The 15,905-nt window shown below is 66.5% G+C and carries 15 protein-coding genes; 5 read left to right on the top strand and 10 right to left on the bottom strand.

Features of this window, described 5'->3' with window-relative positions:
• Nucleotides 1-2 precede the first annotated feature (2 nt).
• The 4 genes from ctaD to BLQ85_RS10335 all read right to left on the bottom strand — a co-directional run bounded on the left by ctaD (nucleotide 3) and on the right by BLQ85_RS10335 (nucleotide 4,634).
• A complete protein-coding gene (gene ctaD, locus BLQ85_RS10350) occupies nucleotides 3-1,637 on the bottom strand; it encodes a cytochrome c oxidase subunit I (RefSeq protein WP_074576535.1) in 1,635 nt (544 codons plus the stop codon).
• A gap of 91 nt (nucleotides 1,638-1,728) precedes the next feature.
• On the bottom strand, nucleotides 1,729-2,904 hold the full coding sequence (coxB, locus tag BLQ85_RS10345; RefSeq protein WP_074576841.1) for a cytochrome c oxidase subunit II: 1,176 nt from the start codon (nucleotides 2,902-2,904) through the stop codon (nucleotides 1,729-1,731).
• Between the two features lie 137 nt (nucleotides 2,905-3,041).
• The gene (locus BLQ85_RS10340) at nucleotides 3,042-3,542 is read right to left on the bottom strand and encodes a DUF2244 domain-containing protein (protein ID WP_083336811.1); all 501 of its coding nucleotides are present in this window, start codon (nucleotides 3,540-3,542) and stop codon (nucleotides 3,042-3,044) included.
• Nucleotides 3,543-3,731: 189 nt separating this feature from the next.
• Complete coding sequence (locus BLQ85_RS10335) at nucleotides 3,732-4,634, bottom strand: methyltransferase domain-containing protein (protein ID WP_074576532.1); 903 nt, start codon at nucleotides 4,632-4,634, stop codon at nucleotides 3,732-3,734.
• 50 nt (nucleotides 4,635-4,684) lie between these two features.
• On the opposite strand from BLQ85_RS10335, the gene BLQ85_RS10330 reads away from it, so the two are divergent.
• The 3 genes from BLQ85_RS10330 (at nucleotide 4,685) to BLQ85_RS10320 (ending at nucleotide 6,478) form a co-directional block, all read left to right on the top strand.
• Nucleotides 4,685-5,473: a ComF family protein gene (locus BLQ85_RS10330; RefSeq protein ID WP_254806402.1), complete on the top strand. Its 789-nt coding sequence runs from the start codon at nucleotides 4,685-4,687 to the stop codon at nucleotides 5,471-5,473.
• Nucleotides 5,474-5,503: 30 nt separating this feature from the next.
• A complete protein-coding gene (gene trmL, locus BLQ85_RS10325; protein WP_074576530.1) occupies nucleotides 5,504-5,980 on the top strand; it encodes a tRNA (uridine(34)/cytosine(34)/5-carboxymethylaminomethyluridine(34)-2'-O)-methyltransferase TrmL in 477 nt (158 codons plus the stop codon).
• A 177-nt stretch (nucleotides 5,981-6,157) separates the two neighbouring features.
• Nucleotides 6,158-6,478, top strand: a complete 321-nt coding sequence (locus BLQ85_RS10320; protein ID WP_074576528.1) for a hypothetical protein — start codon at nucleotides 6,158-6,160, stop codon at nucleotides 6,476-6,478.
• Between the two features lie 30 nt (nucleotides 6,479-6,508).
• Here BLQ85_RS10320 and BLQ85_RS10315 read toward each other — a convergent pair whose 3' ends face one another.
• Together BLQ85_RS10315 and BLQ85_RS10310 are read right to left on the bottom strand one after the other, a co-directional pair.
• A complete protein-coding gene (locus BLQ85_RS10315; RefSeq protein ID WP_074576526.1) occupies nucleotides 6,509-6,964 on the bottom strand; it encodes a MaoC family dehydratase in 456 nt (151 codons plus the stop codon).
• Between the two features lie 51 nt (nucleotides 6,965-7,015).
• Nucleotides 7,016-7,633 carry a ParA family protein gene (locus BLQ85_RS10310; protein WP_074576524.1) on the bottom strand — a complete coding sequence of 206 codons (618 nt, stop codon included), beginning with the start codon at nucleotides 7,631-7,633 and terminating at the stop codon, nucleotides 7,016-7,018.
• A gap of 47 nt (nucleotides 7,634-7,680) precedes the next feature.
• Here BLQ85_RS10310 and BLQ85_RS10305 point away from each other — a divergent pair, with 47 nt between their 5' ends.
• Together BLQ85_RS10305 and kefC are read left to right on the top strand one after the other, a co-directional pair.
• On the top strand, nucleotides 7,681-8,385 hold the full coding sequence (locus BLQ85_RS10305; protein ID WP_074576522.1) for a glutathione-regulated potassium-efflux system oxidoreductase KefF: 705 nt from the start codon (nucleotides 7,681-7,683) through the stop codon (nucleotides 8,383-8,385).
• Nucleotides 8,385-10,235: a glutathione-regulated potassium-efflux system protein KefC gene (kefC, locus tag BLQ85_RS10300; protein WP_074576519.1), complete on the top strand. Its 1,851-nt coding sequence runs from the start codon at nucleotides 8,385-8,387 to the stop codon at nucleotides 10,233-10,235. The genes BLQ85_RS10305 and kefC overlap by 1 nt, the downstream gene beginning before the upstream one ends.
• Before the next feature lie 39 nt (nucleotides 10,236-10,274).
• On the opposite strand, the gene BLQ85_RS10295 is transcribed toward kefC, so the two are convergent.
• The 4 genes from BLQ85_RS10295 to pcaF all read right to left on the bottom strand — a co-directional run bounded on the left by BLQ85_RS10295 (nucleotide 10,275) and on the right by pcaF (nucleotide 15,874).
• Nucleotides 10,275-12,566, bottom strand: a complete 2,292-nt coding sequence (locus BLQ85_RS10295; protein WP_074576517.1) for a serine/threonine-protein kinase — start codon at nucleotides 12,564-12,566, stop codon at nucleotides 10,275-10,277.
• 191 nt (nucleotides 12,567-12,757) lie between these two features.
• Nucleotides 12,758-13,648, bottom strand: coding sequence for an adenylate/guanylate cyclase domain-containing protein (locus BLQ85_RS10290; RefSeq protein WP_074576514.1), 891 nt, complete (start codon nucleotides 13,646-13,648; stop codon nucleotides 12,758-12,760).
• Between the two features lie 164 nt (nucleotides 13,649-13,812).
• Nucleotides 13,813-14,568 (bottom strand): sulfite exporter TauE/SafE family protein, encoded by a 756-nt coding sequence (locus tag BLQ85_RS10285; RefSeq protein ID WP_074576511.1) that lies wholly within the window; start codon nucleotides 14,566-14,568, stop codon nucleotides 13,813-13,815.
• Between the two features lie 103 nt (nucleotides 14,569-14,671).
• Nucleotides 14,672-15,874, bottom strand: coding sequence for a 3-oxoadipyl-CoA thiolase (gene pcaF, locus BLQ85_RS10280; protein WP_074576509.1), 1,203 nt, complete (start codon nucleotides 15,872-15,874; stop codon nucleotides 14,672-14,674).
• Nucleotides 15,875-15,905: the final 31 nt, after the last annotated feature.

Below are 15,905 nucleotides of genomic sequence, written 5' to 3'. Positions count from 1 at the left end.
AATCAGCCGATCACGCGGGTTGCCGAGGCATCCAGCTTGGGCGGGGTTTCATAGGTGTGGAAAGGCGCGGGGGATGGGACTTCCCATTCCAGGCCTTCAGCGCCCTTGCCGCCTTCGTCGACCCAGGGGTTCTGCTTGGCCGGTGCGCCCTTGCCGCGCATCGTGGGCACCACGATGAACAGGAAGAAATAAAGCTGCGCGAAACCGAAGAAGAAGGCACCCACACTGGCCACGGCATTGAAGTCGGCGAACTGCATGGGGTAGTCGGCATAACGGCGCGGCATGCCGGCCAGGCCCAGGAAGTGCATCGGGAAGAAGGTCACGTTGAAGGAAATCAGCGACCACCAGAAGTGGATCTTGCCGCGGGTTTCGTTGTACATGACGCCGGTCCATTTGGGCGACCAGTAGTAGTAGCCGGCAAACAGGGCGTAGAGCGAGCCGGCCACCAGCACGTAGTGGAAGTGGGCCACCACGTAGTAAGTGTCCTGCAGCTGGATGTCGATCGGCGCGACCGACAGAATCACGCCCGTCAGGCCGCCGATGGTGAACACGAAGATGAAGCCCACCGCGAACAGCATGGGGGTTTCAAAGGTCATGGAGCCGCGCCACATGGTGGCGATCCAGTTGAACACCTTCACGCCCGTGGGCACGGCGATCAGCATGGTGGAGTACATGAAGAACAGCTGGCCCGTGACTGGCATGCCGGTGGTGAACATGTGGTGCGCCCACACGACAAAGCTCAGGATGGCGATGGAGCCGGTCGCGTACACCATGGAGGCGTAGCCGAACAGGCGCTTGCGCGAGAAGGCCGGAATGATCTGGCTGATGATGCCGAAAGCCGGCAAGATCATGATGTAGACCTCGGGGTGGCCGAAGAACCAGAAGATGTGCTGGTACATCACCGGGTCGCCGCCGCCGGCGGGGTTGAAGAAGCTGGTGCCGAAGTGGCGGTCGGTCAGCGTCATGGTGATGGCGCCGGCCAGCACGGGCATCACGGCGATCAGCAGGTAGGCGGTGATCAGCCAGGTCCAGCAGAACATCGGCATCTTCATCAGCGTCATGCCGGGAGCGCGCATGTTCAGGATGGTCACGATGATGTTGATCGAGCCCATGATGGACGAGGCGCCCAGGATGTGCATCGCGAAAATACCGGCGTCCATGGACGGGCCCATCTGCAGCGTGAGCGGCGCGTAAAGCGTCCAGCCCGCGGCGGGCGCGCCGCCGGGCATGAAGAAGGAGCCGGCCAGCATGATGCCGGCGGGGATCATCAGCCAGAAGCTGAAGTTGTTCATGCGGGCGAAAGCCATGTCGGCCGCGCCGATCTGCAGCGGAATCATCCAGTTCGCGAAGCCCACGAAGGCCGGCATGATGGCGCCGAACACCATGATCAGGCCGTGCATGGTAGTGAGCTGGTTGAACAATTCGGGGTTGACCAGTTGCAGGCCGGGCTGGAACAGCTCGGCGCGGATCAGCAAGGCCAGCACGCCGCCGAACATCAACATGAAGAAACTGAACAGCAGGTAGAGCGTTCCGATGTCTTTATGGTTGGTCGCGAAGACCCAACGGCGCCAGCCCGCCGGGGCATGGTCGTGGTGGTCGTCGTGCGCGTGGTCGTGATGGTCTAGAACTGCACTCATCTTGGCTTCCTTTGGTGGCTTTGGCCTGTAGCTTTATCTTGGCGGCCAGCGCGCAAGGCGCCGGCGAATTCTGGTCGTGGGGCGGATCGGCTTACTTGCGGGCGGCCTGCACTTCGGCGGGCTGGACGATCTGGCCGGTCTGGTTGGACCAATTGTTCTTGGTGTAGCTGACGACAGCCGCGAGGTCGGTGTCGCTCAAAGCCTTCCACGATGGCATGGCGCCGCCGGCGGCGCCATTGAGCACGGTGGCAATCTGCTTCTTGTGGTCGGCGTCGAGCACGATGGCCGAGCCGTCCAGCGGCTTGATCGGGCCGGCACCCTTGCCGTTGGGCTGGTGGCAAGCTGCGCAGTTGGCGGCGTAAACCTTTTCGCCGCGGGCTTTCAGGTCGACCAGGGTCCAGACCTTGGAAGGATCATCGGCCTTGGCGGCGGCTTCCTTGGCCTTGACGGCGACCCAGGCGCTGTAGTCGGCGGCGGAGACGACCTTCACGTGGATGGGCATGTAGGCGTGTTCCTTGCCGCAGAGTTCCTGGCACTGGCCGTAGAAGTCGCCCACTTGTTCGGCGCGGAACCAGGTGTCGCGCACAAAACCGGGAATCGCATCCTGCTTGATGCCGAAGGCCGGCACCGCGAAGGCGTGGATCACGTCGCTGGCGGTGGTGATGATGCGGATTTTCTTGTTGACGGGAACAACCAGCGGGTTGTCGACCTTGAGCAGGTAGTTGTCGGGCGCTTCGCCGGCCTTGGGGCCGCCGTTGTCGGACATTTCGCGGTGGGTGTTGTCGAGCGTGGAGACAAAGCCTATGCCTTCGCCTTCGCCCTTGATGTAGTCATAGCCCCATTTCCACTGGATGCCAGTGGCCTTGATGGTCAGGTCGGCGCCGGTGGTGTCTTTCTGGGCGACCAGCACCTTGGTGGCGGGCAGCGCCATGGCGATCACGATGAGGAATGGAACGACGGTCCAGGCGATTTCCACGGCGGTGGACTCGTGGAAGTTGGCCGATTTGTGGCCCACCGACTTGCGGTGCTTCAGGATGGAATAAAACATCACGCCGAACACCGCCACGAAGATCACGAGGCAGATGGCCATCATGAACCAGTGCAGCCACTGCTGTTCTTCGGCGATCTTGGTCACGGCCGGGTGCAGGTTCAGCTGGTTGACGGCGGGGCCGCCCTTCAGGTCGTTGACGGCGTAAGCGGCGGTGCTGACCCAGGCGGCCGCAGATACCAGAATTGCGCCTGCATGCTGCATGCCAAGCCGTGTCATTTTGCTCATGGTGTTGCTTACGTTCATCGTGATCACTTTTTCTGCTTCAATTACCGACCAAATTAACCGGCTGATTATAAAGTTAGCGGCGGGTCCCCCCGCCGCACCTCAACTGACGCGAGACTTTCAGCGCCTCTTCAACCGCCCCGCAACGCCATCCGAATCTCACGGGCCAACGCTGGGCGCAGCTCAGGCCGCACATGCCGCCCCACTTGCACCGACCGCCCCTGCCCGGACACTTCAATCAGCGAGCCATCCCCATCCTTGGGCTCGATACGCACCCACTCACGGTTGAACTCCGCGCGCTCGGTGCGCCCCGCCGTTTCAAGCTCCACCACCAGCTGCCCGCCTTCGAGGACGATTTTTTCACCGTCCCCCGCATGGCGGGCATACACCACAAAGGCCGCGCCCACCGCCAGCAATTCAGCCCAGGCAAAAGGCATCACCATGGTGGCGCCCTGGGCCCAGAAGAATGCCGCAATCCCCAGCGAAACGCCGCACAGCGACACGTAAAGCCACCCGAGCTGGGCCGGGGTGAGTGAACAGTGACGCTTGAGAAGCCACAACACAGCATCGTGGCTGTGGGTACCCTGCGCGGGTGAGGTGGCAAAACGAAACGCTGGCGTTGGCTGCAGCATGCGGCAACCCCCCAAAAAAACAGCGGTCCATGCCGGGCACGGGCCGCGCGAGGCTTGGGAACATCCCCAAAATCTGTACTGAATTGTAGCCGGTTTGCCCCGCCGCTCCCCTGGAAAAGCCCCCAAACCAGCGCTCGCGGCGGGCCGGATAGGCGCCCACGCAACAGCCCCGGCACCCAAGGCCGACGCTCAGGCGCCGGGCCGCCCGCCCTGCAGCATGCTGCGCATGTCGGCCACCGACACCGCGCTGAGCGCGCTGACCTTGACCTTGGGCGGCGCCTTCAATGCGTGGCCGTAAATGACCTCGAAGGTCAGCGACAGGCGGCCATCCTCGCCCTTGACGAGATGTCGGCCCAGCGCCTCCTCCAGCCTGGCCTTCCAGGCCCGGCCGCGCAACGCGGGAAAACGCGCGGAGTGGAAATTGCGGCCCAGCTCGGCCAGGTCCTGCAGCAGCCGCGCGGGCGTTGCATAGGTCAGCGTGATGCGCTCCATGTCCATCACCGGCTCGGCAAAACCGGTCTGCACCAGCATGTCGCCCCAGTCGTGCATGTCGGTCAGTTCGTGGCCCGCGGGCGGCCAGCCCAGTTGCGCGTAGACCTCGCGCAGCTCCTTCGCGGTGTCCGGGCCCAGGCATGAAAACATCAGGAAGCCGTTGACCTTGAGCGCCTCGCGCCATTGCGCCAGCAAGGCCTGCGGGTCGGCCGATTCATGCAGCGCCATATTGGCCCACAGCATGTCGGCGCTGGCGGGCGGTGGCGCTTCAAAACGCACCGGGGCGGCCGTCCATCGCCGCGGCGTCCACCACGGCTGCACGATGCCTTTCATCGCCTCACGCGCGCGATGCGGATGGTTCTCCAACACAAAGGCCGTGGCCCCCGGGTAGGTCTTGGCCAGCTGCGCATGGGCCTGCAGCCCGCCGCGCAGCGCGCCCCAGTGCACCCAGCTTTGGGGCTGCAGCTTGATCCACTGCAGGCGGTCCATCATGCGGCGCGCCACTTCCTCGTGCAGCCAGGGCGAGGCCAGGGGGGCGCTGCGCTCCCAGCGGCTGACGGCGATCGGATCCAGCGTGGGCGGGCGCTCGGTGGGGGTCATGGAAGAAGGCAAGGCGTCTCGCTCAAAAGGTAGGCGAGTATATTGGCACGGTGTTCACACGCCTGCTTGCGCCCTCCGCATTCCTGCCCCGCTGGAGCGGCTTTGCCTGCGGCATCAAGGCGGGAATCGCCGGCCAGTGCGCGGTCTGCCGCGGCTGGCCCGCGCGCCAGGTGTGCGAGCCCTGCGTGGCCCGCTTCGCGCAAGCAAAGGCACGCTGCACCCGCTGTGCGCTGGCCTTGCCGGCCGACCTTTCCATGGGCTTGCGAACAGGCCCGCCCTTGTGCGGCGCCTGCGCCGTCGAGCCGCCGCCGCTGGACCGCGCCTTCGCCGGCGTTGATTACGCCTACCCCTGGTCCACGCTGGTCGCCGGCTACAAATTCGGCGAGCGGCACGGCTGGGCCGGTTTTTTTGCGGGCCTGCTGCTGCAGTCGCCCAGCCTGGCGCAGGTGTTGGCCGAACTGGGGCCTGAGGACTGGCTGCTGCCGATACCGCTGTCGGCCCAGCGCCTGCGGGAGCGCGGTTTCAACCAGGCCTGGGAGCTGTGCGCGGCGCTGGCCCGGCAGACGCGGACCGCCGCCCACCCCGACGCCCGGTTGCTGCTGCGCGTGCGGCACACCCGCCCGCAAAGTCAGCTCAAGCGCCAGCAGCGGCTGGCCAACGTCAGTGGCGCCTTCCAGGTCGACCCGCTGCGCGCCGCGGAGCTGCGGGGCCGGCGCGTGCTGCTGGTCGACGACGTGATGACCAGCGGCGCCTCGCTCTACACCGCCGCGCAGGCTCTGCGCGATGCGGGCGCCGCGCATATCACCGCCGCGGTGTTTGCCAGAACGGCCCCCGCCTAGAATCCCGGCTCCGCCTTACCGCTCTCCCGCATGTTCAATATCGTTTTGGTCGAACCCGAAATCCCGCCCAACACCGGCAATGTGATCCGGCTGGCGGCCAACACCGGCTGCCGGCTGCACCTGGTGGAGCCGCTGGGCTTTTCGATGGACGACAAACACATGCGCCGCGCCGGGCTGGACTACCACGAGTACGCGCAGTTGCTGCGCCATGCCAGCTGGCAGGCGCTGCTCGAAAGTGAGCAACCACCCGCAGACCGCCTGTTCGCCATGACCACCCGGGGTTCGGCCAGCCTGTATGAGACACGCTTCCAGCCCGGAGACTGGCTGGTGTTTGGCGCGGAAACCCGCGGCCTGGCGCCCGAACTGCGGGAATCCTTCCCGCCTGCCCAGCGCCTGAAACTGCCCATGCGGCCCGGCCAGCGCAGCCTGAACCTGTCCAACAGCGTGGCCGTCACGGTGTTCGAAGCCTGGCGGCAAAACGGTTTTGGCGGCGCGGCGCAAAGCTGACGACCGGCTGACGGTCCGGCGACCGCCCGTCCGCTACCGGCCCAAATTCCTTGCCAGAGACTAGGTAAAAACCCTATTATTCGTCCCTCAAACTTAAGCGAGCGGATGCCGATACCCGGCCATCCCAGCCTTACCCCTTCCCCATCGCCCAGTTCACAAGACTGGCAGGAGTCTTCAGTGAACACGGTTATCCAGCGTATCCTGGGCTTTGCGGCGCCCGCTTTTTCCGACTCGGGACGGCCGGTCAACCGCGTGCCGGTGGAACAGATCCGCGAAAGCCTGCTGGCCTTGTTGCACGACTGCCGCGACATGCGCACCCAGCGGCTTATCTACAAAGTGAATGTCGCCAAGACGCCGGCCGATCTGTGGCTGCTGCGCAGCGACCTGCACCAGTGCATCGCCCAGACGCACAGCCAGAGCGAGGCGGCCGAACGCATCAACAGCCTGATCGAGGTGTTTGAAGGCTGGCTGCCGGCCGGCCAACTGCTGCGCATCTAGCCCCGCAGCGTTTCCCGTGTTTCCCGCGGCTTAAGGGTAGCGCCGCACCAGCGACTCGGCCACGCACACCGGTTTGGCCGAGCCCTCACGCTCCACCGTCACTTCCCAGGTCATCTGCATGCCGGCGTTGTCAATCGCCTCGGCCGCCAGCAGCTTCATGCGCGCCCGCAGGCGGCTGCCCACCGGCACCGGTGCGGTGAAGCGCACCTTGTTAAGGCCGTAGTTCACGCCCATGCGCGAGCCGGTGATGTCAAAGGAGGACTCAAAAAAGCGCGGCAGCAGCGACAAGGTCAAAAAGCCATGCGCGATCGGCCCGCCAAAGGGCCCGGCCGCGGCTTTTTCGACATCGACATGTATCCACTGGTGGTCGCCCGTGGCTTCGGCAAACAGGTTGACCTGCTGCTGGGTGATGGTGATCCAGTCGCTGACGGCGACTTCCTGGCCGGTGCAGGCGGCCAGCTCGGCCAGTGTTGCGAAGATTTTCATGCCGCCACTGTAGCGGCATGGCGGCAAGCCTCTTGTCGGCTCAGCGACAAGTCAACGTTCCAGCCACTCGCAGATGCCCTTCCACTGCTCCATGTCTTTTTCGACCCGGCTGGGCGCCACGTCGAACAGGGTCAGGCCGCGGGCCGCCAGGTGGATGTAGTTCTGCGTGTCGCGCAAATAGCCCAGCACCGGCAGCCCCAGGCCTTCGACGAAGCCGCGCAGCTTGTCGGCGGCGATGGTGCGCGCATCCACGCGCATACCGACAATGCCCACCTGCATCTTGCCGGCATGCTTGTGTTCGGCGAGCTGGTCCAGGAAAGTGCGTGTGGCGAAGATGTCGAAGACGCTGGGCTGCAGCGGCACGATGACCTTGTCGGCCAGCTTGAGCACGTCGTTGAAGCGCCAGCCGTGCAAGCCGCCGGGGGTGTCCAGCACCACATGCGTCGTGCCCTTGGGCGGCTTGACGATCAGGTCGGCGTTGACGTCCCAGGTGGCGATCTGCCGGGCGGCCGGCGGGCGCAGGCCCAGCCACAGCCGTGAAGACTGCTGCCGGTCGGCGTCCCCCAGCATGACCGTATGGCCCTGGCTGGCGAAAAATCCGGCAACGTTGGTGGCCAGCGTCGTTTTGCCGACGCCCCCCTTCGGATTGGCGATCACAACCACGGGCATGCGAATCTCCTCGTTATGGAAGCTTGCTTTTCCGCTATGGTAACGGCATGGACAGTCTTATCACAACCACTGACAAACCCACGGGCGGCGCGGCCAACACTGACATTTATGTCATTGCAGCCCATCCGGCCTGGCGCGAATCGCGGGTCAACCGCCCCTTGATGGAGGCCGCGCAGGCCCTGCCGCGTGTGCAGGTGCAAGACCTTTACTCAAGTTATCCCGACTACGCCATCGATGTTCCCAAGGAGCAGGCAGCCCTGGAACGCGCGCAACTGGTGGTGCTGCTGCACCCCATCCAGTGGTATTCCATGCCCCCGCTGCAAAAGCTCTGGCTTGACGAGGTGTTCAGCTACGGCTGGGCTTACGGCGAAGGCGAGGCTGGCGATGAAGGCGGCCGGGGCCGGGCGCTGCAGGGCAAGGACTTGTGGCTGGTCGCCACCACGGGCGGCCCCGAGGACTCCTACCACCCGCAAGGCTACAACCGGTATTTTTTCGATGCCTTCCTGCCGCCCTATGAACAGAGCGCGGCCCTGTGCGGCATGCGCTTTTTGCCGCCGCTGGTGCTGCACGGCGCCCACAGCGTAGGCCGGCAGGCCGTGGCCGAGCACGTCGCCACCTTCAGCCAGCGCCTGCAAAGCTACCCTGACTGGCCCGAGCTCGAAGACCTGGAACAATGCGCCGCCTGCGTCGTGCCCATGAGAGACCGGCTGGTCGAACATGCAGCCGCGGCCAATGCCGGGGGAGCTGCCTGATGGAACATGCACCCACCTGGCTGGTCAACAGCTTTATCTATTTAGCGGCTGCCGTCATCTCGGTGCCCCTGGCCAAAAAACTCGGCCTGGGTTCCATCATCGGCTACCTGGCCGCCGGCATCGCCATAGGCCCCTGGGGCCTGGGCCTGGTCACCAATGTGCAGGACATCCTGCATTTCGCCGAGTTCGGCGTGGTGCTGATGCTGTTCCTGATCGGCCTGGAGCTCGAACCCAAGCGCCTGTGGAATCTGCGCCGGCCGATCTTCGGCTGGGGCAGCGCGCAGGTGCTGGGCTGCGCCGCCCTGCTGACCGGCGTGGCCATGGCCTTCGGCGTGGGCTGGCAGACGGCGCTGGTCGCCGGCCTGGGCCTGGCGCTGTCGTCCACCGCGATCGCGCTGCAGGCCATGGGCGAGCGCCACCTGCTGCCGACGTCGAGCGGGCAGGCGGGCTTTTCCATCCTGCTGTTCCAGGACGTGGCGGCCATTCCCATCCTGGCGCTGCTGCCGCTGTTGGGCGCCATGGCCGGCGACAGCGAGGCCGCCAGCCACAGCGGCCGGGCGTTTGAAGCGCTCAAGATCGTCGGCGCGATCGCCGCCATCATCCTGGGCGGCCGCCTGCTGCTGCGCCCGCTGCTGCGCTGGATCGCCAACAGCGGCACACCCGAGATCTTCACCGCGGCTTCGCTGCTGCTGGTGGTCAGCATCGCCGCGCTGATGCAGTTTGTGGGCCTGTCCATGGCGCTGGGCGCCTTCCTCGCCGGCGTGCTGCTGGCGGAAAGCGAATACCGGCGCGAACTGGAGACCGACATCGAGCCCTTCAAGGGCCTGCTGCTGGGCCTGTTTTTCATCGCCGTGGGCATGAGCATCGATTTCGGCGTGCTGTGGCGCTCGCCCGGCCTGATGGCCGTCATCCTGGTGGGTTTTCTGGGCCTGAAGCTGGGCGTGATCTACGGCCTGGCCAAGCTCATGAAGCTGCCCTACCAGGAGCGGCCGGTGTTCGCGGTGCTGCTGGCGCAGGGCGGCGAATTCGCCTTTGTGGTGTTCCAGGCGGCCGCCGGGGCCCAGGTGTTTTCCGCCGAAACGGCCTCGCTGCTGATAGGCGCTGTGGCGCTGTCCATGCTGCTGAGCCCGCTGCTGCTGGTGGCCGTGGACAAGCTCTGGGTGCCGCGCTACGCCAACTGCAACCTGCCGCAGCTCGAGGAAATCTCCGAGCAGCAGGAAGCGCCCATCATCATCGCCGGCTTCGGCCGCTACGGCCAGATCGTGGGCCGCATGCTGCTGGCTCAGGGCGTGCAGGCCACGGTGCTGGACCACGACGCCGAGATGATAGAAACCGTGCGCGCCTTCGGTTACCGCGTCTTCTACGGCGACGCGACGCGCCTGGACCTGCTGCGCACCGCCGGCGCGGCCACCGCCAAGATCCTGGTGCTGTCGGTGGACGACATGGAGCAGTCGCTCAAGATCGTCGACATCGCGCGCGAGAACTTCCCGCAGATGCAAATCGTGGCCCGCGCGCGCGACGTCACGCACTGGAACGCGCTGCGCGACCGCGGCGTGATGCTGGTCGAACGCGAGGTCTTCGAGTCCAGCCTGCGCAGCGCGCGCAGCGTGCTGGAACTGCTGGGCCAGCCGCCGCACGAAGCGCGCCAGGCCGCCATGCGTTTTCGCCGGCACAACCTCGAGCTGTTCGAGCGCATGTACCCGCACCGCAAGGACCGCACCAAGGTCATCGCCGTGGCCACGCAGGGCCGGCTGCAGCTGGAGGAGCAACTGGCCCAGGAACGCCAGCAGCAGGCGCAGCGCCGGCCCGCCGGCTGGTACGGCCAGCAGCAGTCGCCGGACGAACAGTAAACCGGAGCGCGCCTGCCCTTGGCGGGCCGTCGCCGCGGCTCAGCGCCTGAGCTGCTCGGCCTCGCGCCGGCGCTGCTCCATCGCGCGGCGCTCCACACAGACCGGGTGGTTGGTGAAGGCCGGCTTGGCGCACTGCTCACTCATGCAGATCTGGAAGCCGATCAGCACGCGGTCCTCACAGGCCTGGCGCGGATTGCCGGCATTCGCGGATGGCGCCGGTGCCGGGGCATGCTCGGCAGCCGCGGCCGCGGGCGCGCTGGTGCTGCCGCCCGATTTGGCTTGCGCCGCCTGCTGCTTGGCCAGACGCTCTTTCTCCTGGGCGGCTTTTTTGGCCACAATGGCCTGCGCCGCCGCGGCCTTGGAGGCTGGAGACAGCGGCGCGGCCGCCGTCGATGCCGCCGCAGCCGGCACGGGTGCCGCGGCCGCCGCGGGCTGGGCCTGGGCGGCTTGCACCGCCGGCTGGGGAGCGGCCGGCGCCGCGGGCCGCGCCGGGCCGGCATTGTCCGCCGCCACGGCGGCCGGCTGGGCGGCCGCCAGTGCCGGCGCCTTCGGTTTCGAGAGTTGCCTGACACCTACGCCCAGGACGACCAAAGCCACCAGGGCGATCCCGCCCCACACCAGGTAAGGAGGAGGAGAGGCTGCGGACGCCTTCGCGGGCGCGCCCGGCTCGGCGCTGCGGCGCTTGCGCGAGGAGGACTCCGGCTTGGCCTCGGGCGCAACGGCCGCGGCGCTTGCGGCGGCGGCAGGCGCGGCTTCGGCCTTGGCTTTTGCCTCGGCGGCCTCGAACTGGACCGTCACCGGGCCGGCATCGCTGAACACCGTCTCCGGCCATTCAGAGGGCTCGCTCTGCGGCTGCGGTGCGGCCGGTGCTGGTACTGGTGCCGATGGCACGGCCATGACTGGCGCACCCAGGCGCGTGGCATCCGGGTCGTCGGCTGCGGGTACGGCCGGCAAGGGTGGAGGCACCACCGGCGCCTGCGCCGCGGCTTCCTCGAGCGCCTTCCAGGCCAGGTCGGTCGCCGTGCCGGGATGGGTCACCCCAGGATTGGTCGCCCCGGGACTGGTCACCCCAGAACTGGCCACGCCTGGATTGGTAATCCCGGGGTTGGTCACGCCGGGGTTGGTCGCCCCCGGATGGGTCGCACCGGCGGCCGCGTCTTGCCCGGCCGGGCGCGGAACGATCAGGGTGCCGGTGCCCAGGCGCCTGCCGATGTCGGAATCCTCCCCGCCCGGCACACCCATCTTCTTGAGGCGGCGGCGGGCCAGGTCGGCATAGATGCCGGACGGGAACCTGGCGAGAAAGCCCTGGATGTCCTCGACGTCCATGGACTCCTTGATCTCTTTCCAGTAAACCAGCTCCAGCTCCTGCGTCACCATGGGGATGTCGGCGCTGGTGCCTGACTGCAGGCCGACCAGGGCTTCACCGGCCAGCAGCGTGGAGGTCCAGGTCGAGTTGCTGCCCGGCCCCACCGGTATGGCCGGCGGCTGCACCGTGGTGTCGGCCGCTTCGCGGGCCGCGGCCTGCAGCGCCAAAAGGAAGTCCTGCGCGCTGGCGTAACGCTGGTCGCGCGACTTGGCCAGGGCCTTGGCCACCACCGCGTCGATCGCGGCGGGCAGCTTGGGGTTAAAGCTGCTGGGCGGCGCAGGCGTGTGGCCCACGATCTGCTGGATGGTCGCGAAATCGGTGTCGCCGTCAAAAGGCCGCTTGCCCGTGAGCAGCTGGTACAGCACGATGCCGGCGGCGAACAGGTCGGCGCGGGCGTCAATCGGGCGGCCCTGCACCTGCTCGGGCGACATGTATTTGAGCGTGCCCACCATGGAGCCCTGGGTGCGCGTGGCCTCGCCCGAATCCTGGATGCGCGCCACGCCGAAGTCGGTCAGCTTGACCCGCCCGCTGGTCTCCATCAGCAGGTTGGCCGGCTTGATGTCTCGGTGCACGATGCTTTGCCGGTGCGCGTACTCCAGCGCCGACAGCAGGTCGCCCATGATGCCCAGGGTCTGCTCCAGCGTGTAGAGGTTGCCCTTGTCCAGGTGGTGCTTGAGGTCGTCGCCGTCGACGAATTCCATGACCAGGAAGGCGATGTCGCCGTCGCGGTCGGAGTCGTAGACGCTCACGATGTGCGGGTGCTGCAGGCGCGCGGCGGAGCGGGCCTCGGTGCGAAAGCGCACCTCGTATTCGGCGGCGGCCTCCTCGGAGAGGTTTTCCACCTTGATGGTCTTGATGGCGACGCGCCGGTCCAGGTTGGGGTCGCGCCCCTCGTACACCAGCCCCATCGCACCCTTGCCGAGGACGTTGATCAGATCGTATCGGCCAAGCTTCTTGAGACTCATGAGGAGGTGGAATTGGGCGAGATGGGCTGAAGAGGCAAAAAAGGCGGGATGGCCTGCGGGCTACCCAGCGGCCCGGCTACGTCTTGAAACAAAAATCGATTCTAGCCTGCAACGCCGGGCGGACAAGCCTCTGGAAAGCGTAACTTTTCCCGATGCGCCGCGCCTGTTGCGGCCCGCACACATCAGGTAACTCAGGTACGGATGGCAAACGCGACCAGCGGCGCGTTGTCGTCCGTGCGGTCGCAGCCCGGCACGATGTGGCCGCTGCCCACCAGGTAGCACTCGGTGCGGCGCAGCACCACGGCTTCGCTCTGGTTGCCCAGGTAGACCCAGGTGCCGTAGCTGGAAGCGTCGGTCAGCACGAATTGCCCGCCGCGCCACTCCAGCGTGGCATGCATGCGCGAGACCCGCGGGTCGTTCAGGTTCAGCGCGGCATCGGCGCCCCGGCCCAGCGCCAGCTTGCTGCTTTTGGCGTCCAGCCTCAGGGTCTGCCCGGCAAAACTCAGCTCGAGGAAAGCCTGGCTGGGCGAGGCGAACATGGAGCGGCCCGCCATGGTGGCGTCCTCGTCGCGCCCGGCCATCCATTCGACGCGGTAGACGTGGCTGGCTTCGGCCCGGCCGCGCAGGTACATGGGCCCCATGCTGCGCAGCGCCGACCTTTGCACCGGCAACAGCGCGGTCCAGACGTTTTCGGTGGTGAGGATTTGCGCGGCGCCGGCCAGGTCGGCCAGGCGGGCGGCGGAATTCACGGTGTCGCCGAAGCAGTCGCCGTCGATCTCGACCACTTCGCCCGATTCGATGCCCATCTGCATCTGCACCGGCGCGCCGCTGCCGCCGGGCTTGATGGGTTTTTCCTGCAGGCGCTTCTGGATGCTGATGCAGGCCGAGAGCGCGTCGCCCTCGTTGGGAAAGACCACGAACAGGCCGTCGCCCAGCAGCTTGACGACCCGGCCCTGGTGCTGCTCGAAGACCTGGCTGAGCACGCCTATGAGCTGCGTCACGAAGCGCGACGCGGTCTCATCGCCCAGCCGTTCAAACATGCTGGTGCTGCCCACAAGATCGGCAAAAACAACAGTGGTCATGTAGGGGAGGTCAAACGCAATGTAAGCATATTGTTCTCATCACCGTGATTCTCACAGAAATTCGCGAAACGCAGGCCGGTAAAACTCCGGGTGCCCGCCCAAAACCCCACGCAGGCCAGGGGCCGTTCTGGACGCGAGTGGCGAATCGCGCTAGGGGCGAGTGCTCAGTGGAAGCCGTCCCAGAGCAGCTTGCACCCCGTGAGCAGCATGCCCAGATAGAGCAAACGGTAAAACAGCACCGGGCTGATGCTGCGCGCCATGCGCACACCCATCCACACGCCCAGGGGCGCCAGCGGCAGCAGGGCCAGCGAGGTCGCCATATTGCGCAGGTCCAGCAGGCCCAGCCAGGCGTAAGGAATCCACTTGGAGAGGTTGATGACAAAAAAGAAGGCCGCCATGGTGGCGGTGAACTTCACCGGGGAGAGGCGCATGGGGATCACATAGGCGCTCAGCGGCGGCCCGCCGGCATGCGACACAAAGCTGGTGAAGCCCGAGGTCACCGTCAGGATCGCGCCCAGCCAGCGCGGCGGCGGCGGGCTGTCGGGCCGCGGCGGGAACAACAGGCGCTGCGCCAAAAACAACAAGGTGAATATTCCCACCAGGGCCGCAACGACCTTGGCGTCCAGCAGCCTGAACAGCAAGGCCCCCACCAGCGTGCCCAGCAGGCCGAAGGGGACCAGGAACTTCAGGAACTTGAAATCGAAGTCGCGGCGAAAGGCCGCCAGCCCCAGCAGGTCCATCAACAGCAGCACCGGCATCAGGATGGCGGCGGCCTGCGGCACCGTGACGGCCAGCGCCATCACCGGCACCGCCAGCGAACCAAAACCCGCGCCGAAGCCGCTCTTGCTGACGCCCAGCATCAGCACGGCGGGAATCGCCACGGCGTAGAAAAAGGGGTCGGTGATCAGCGGGAAGCTCACGGCGTGTCTTTCGGTTTACCCAGGCCGTGGTGTGCGGGCGCAAGGAAAGAAAGGCGCCATGTTAGCCGCCGGCCGCAAATCCGGCAGCAGCGCCTCATGCCGCTCAGACGCGCTCGAGGATGACCGCGATGCCCTGCCCCACGCCTATGCACATGGTGGCCAGCGCATAACGCCCGCCGCTCTTGTGCAGCTGGTTGACCGCCGTGGTGGCCAGCCGCGCGCCCGAAGCGCCCAGCGGGTGGCCCAGCGCGATGGCGCCGCCGTTGGGGTTGACGCGCGGGTCGTCGTCCCGCACACCCAGCAGACGCAGCACGGCCAGGCCTTGCGCGGCAAAGGCTTCGTTGAGCTCGATCACGTCCATCTGCGCCATCGTGAGGCCGGTCAGTGCCAGCACTTTTTGCGTAGCGGGCGCGGGGCCTATACCCATGATGCGCGGCGCGACACCGGCCGTGGCCATGCCAACCACTCGCGCCTTGGGCGTGAGGCCATTCTTTGCGGCGGTGGCCTCATCGGCCAGCAGCAGCGCGCAGGCGCCGTCGTTCACGCCGCTGGCATTGCCGGCGGTCACCGTGCCGTCGGACCGCACCACACCCTTGAGCTTGGCCAGTGCCTCGAGCGAGGTTTCGCGCGGGTGCTCGTCCTTGCCCACCACGATGGGGTCGCCCTTTTTCTGGGCAATCGTCACCGGCGTGATTTCGGCGTCGAAGTAGCCGGCCTTTTGCGCGGCCACGGCCTTGAGCTGGCTGGCCAGCGCCATCTTGTCCTGGTCTTCGCGGCTGATCTTGTAGTCGGTGGCCACGTTCTCGGCGGTCTCGGGCATGGCGTCGACGCCGTATTTTTCCTTCATCAGCTTGTTGATGAAGCGCCAGCCAATCGTCGTGTCGTAGACCGCGTTGGCGCGGCTGAAGGCGCTTTCGGCCTTGGGCATCACAAAGGGCGCGCGGCTCATGCTTTCCACGCCGCCGGCGATCATCAAGCTGGCCTCGCCCGACTTGATGGCGCGCGCGGCCGTGCCCAGCGCGTCCAGGCCGGAGCCGCACAGGCGGTTGATGGTGGCGCCCGGCACATCCATGGGCAGGCCGGCCAGCAGGGCCGCCATGCGCGCCACGTTGCGGTTGTCCTCGCCGGCCTGGTTGGCGCAGCCGTAGATCACGTCGGTGACGGCCTGCCAGTCGACATTCGGGTTGCGCGCCATCAGCGCCTTGAGCGGGATCGCGCCCAGGTCGTCGGTGCGCACACTGCTGAGCGCGCCGCCGTAGCGGCCGAAGGGTGTGCGTATCGCGTCGCAGATAAAAGCTTGGGTCATGGTGTGTCTTTTCGAAGAGGGTGGAAATACC

Origin of the sequence: Polaromonas sp. JS666, assembly GCF_900103405.1 — a bacterium.
GTDB lineage: Bacteria > Pseudomonadota > Gammaproteobacteria > Burkholderiales > Burkholderiaceae_C > Polaromonas.
This window is presented reverse-complemented; position numbering and strand designations above follow the sequence as displayed.

Coding starts and splice junctions, on each gene's coding strand:
- ctaD (WP_074576535.1), bottom strand. CDS start 1,637: ATGAGTGCAGTTCTAGACCATCACGACCACGCGCACGACGACCACCAC.
- coxB (WP_074576841.1), bottom strand. CDS start 2,904: ATGACACGGCTTGGCATGCAGCATGCAGGCGCAATTCTGGTATCTGCG.
- BLQ85_RS10340 (WP_083336811.1), bottom strand. CDS start 3,542: ATGCTGCAGCCAACGCCAGCGTTTCGTTTTGCCACCTCACCCGCGCAG.
- BLQ85_RS10335 (WP_074576532.1), bottom strand. CDS start 4,634: ATGACCCCCACCGAGCGCCCGCCCACGCTGGATCCGATCGCCGTCAGC.
- trmL (WP_074576530.1), top strand. CDS start 5,504: ATGTTCAATATCGTTTTGGTCGAACCCGAAATCCCGCCCAACACCGGC.
- BLQ85_RS10315 (WP_074576526.1), bottom strand. CDS start 6,964: ATGAAAATCTTCGCAACACTGGCCGAGCTGGCCGCCTGCACCGGCCAG.
- BLQ85_RS10310 (WP_074576524.1), bottom strand. CDS start 7,633: ATGCCCGTGGTTGTGATCGCCAATCCGAAGGGGGGCGTCGGCAAAACG.
- BLQ85_RS10305 (WP_074576522.1), top strand. CDS start 7,681: ATGGACAGTCTTATCACAACCACTGACAAACCCACGGGCGGCGCGGCC.
- kefC (WP_074576519.1), top strand. CDS start 8,385: ATGGAACATGCACCCACCTGGCTGGTCAACAGCTTTATCTATTTAGCG.
- BLQ85_RS10295 (WP_074576517.1), bottom strand. CDS start 12,566: ATGAGTCTCAAGAAGCTTGGCCGATACGATCTGATCAACGTCCTCGGC.
- BLQ85_RS10290 (WP_074576514.1), bottom strand. CDS start 13,648: ATGACCACTGTTGTTTTTGCCGATCTTGTGGGCAGCACCAGCATGTTT.
- pcaF (WP_074576509.1), bottom strand. CDS start 15,874: ATGACCCAAGCTTTTATCTGCGACGCGATACGCACACCCTTCGGCCGC.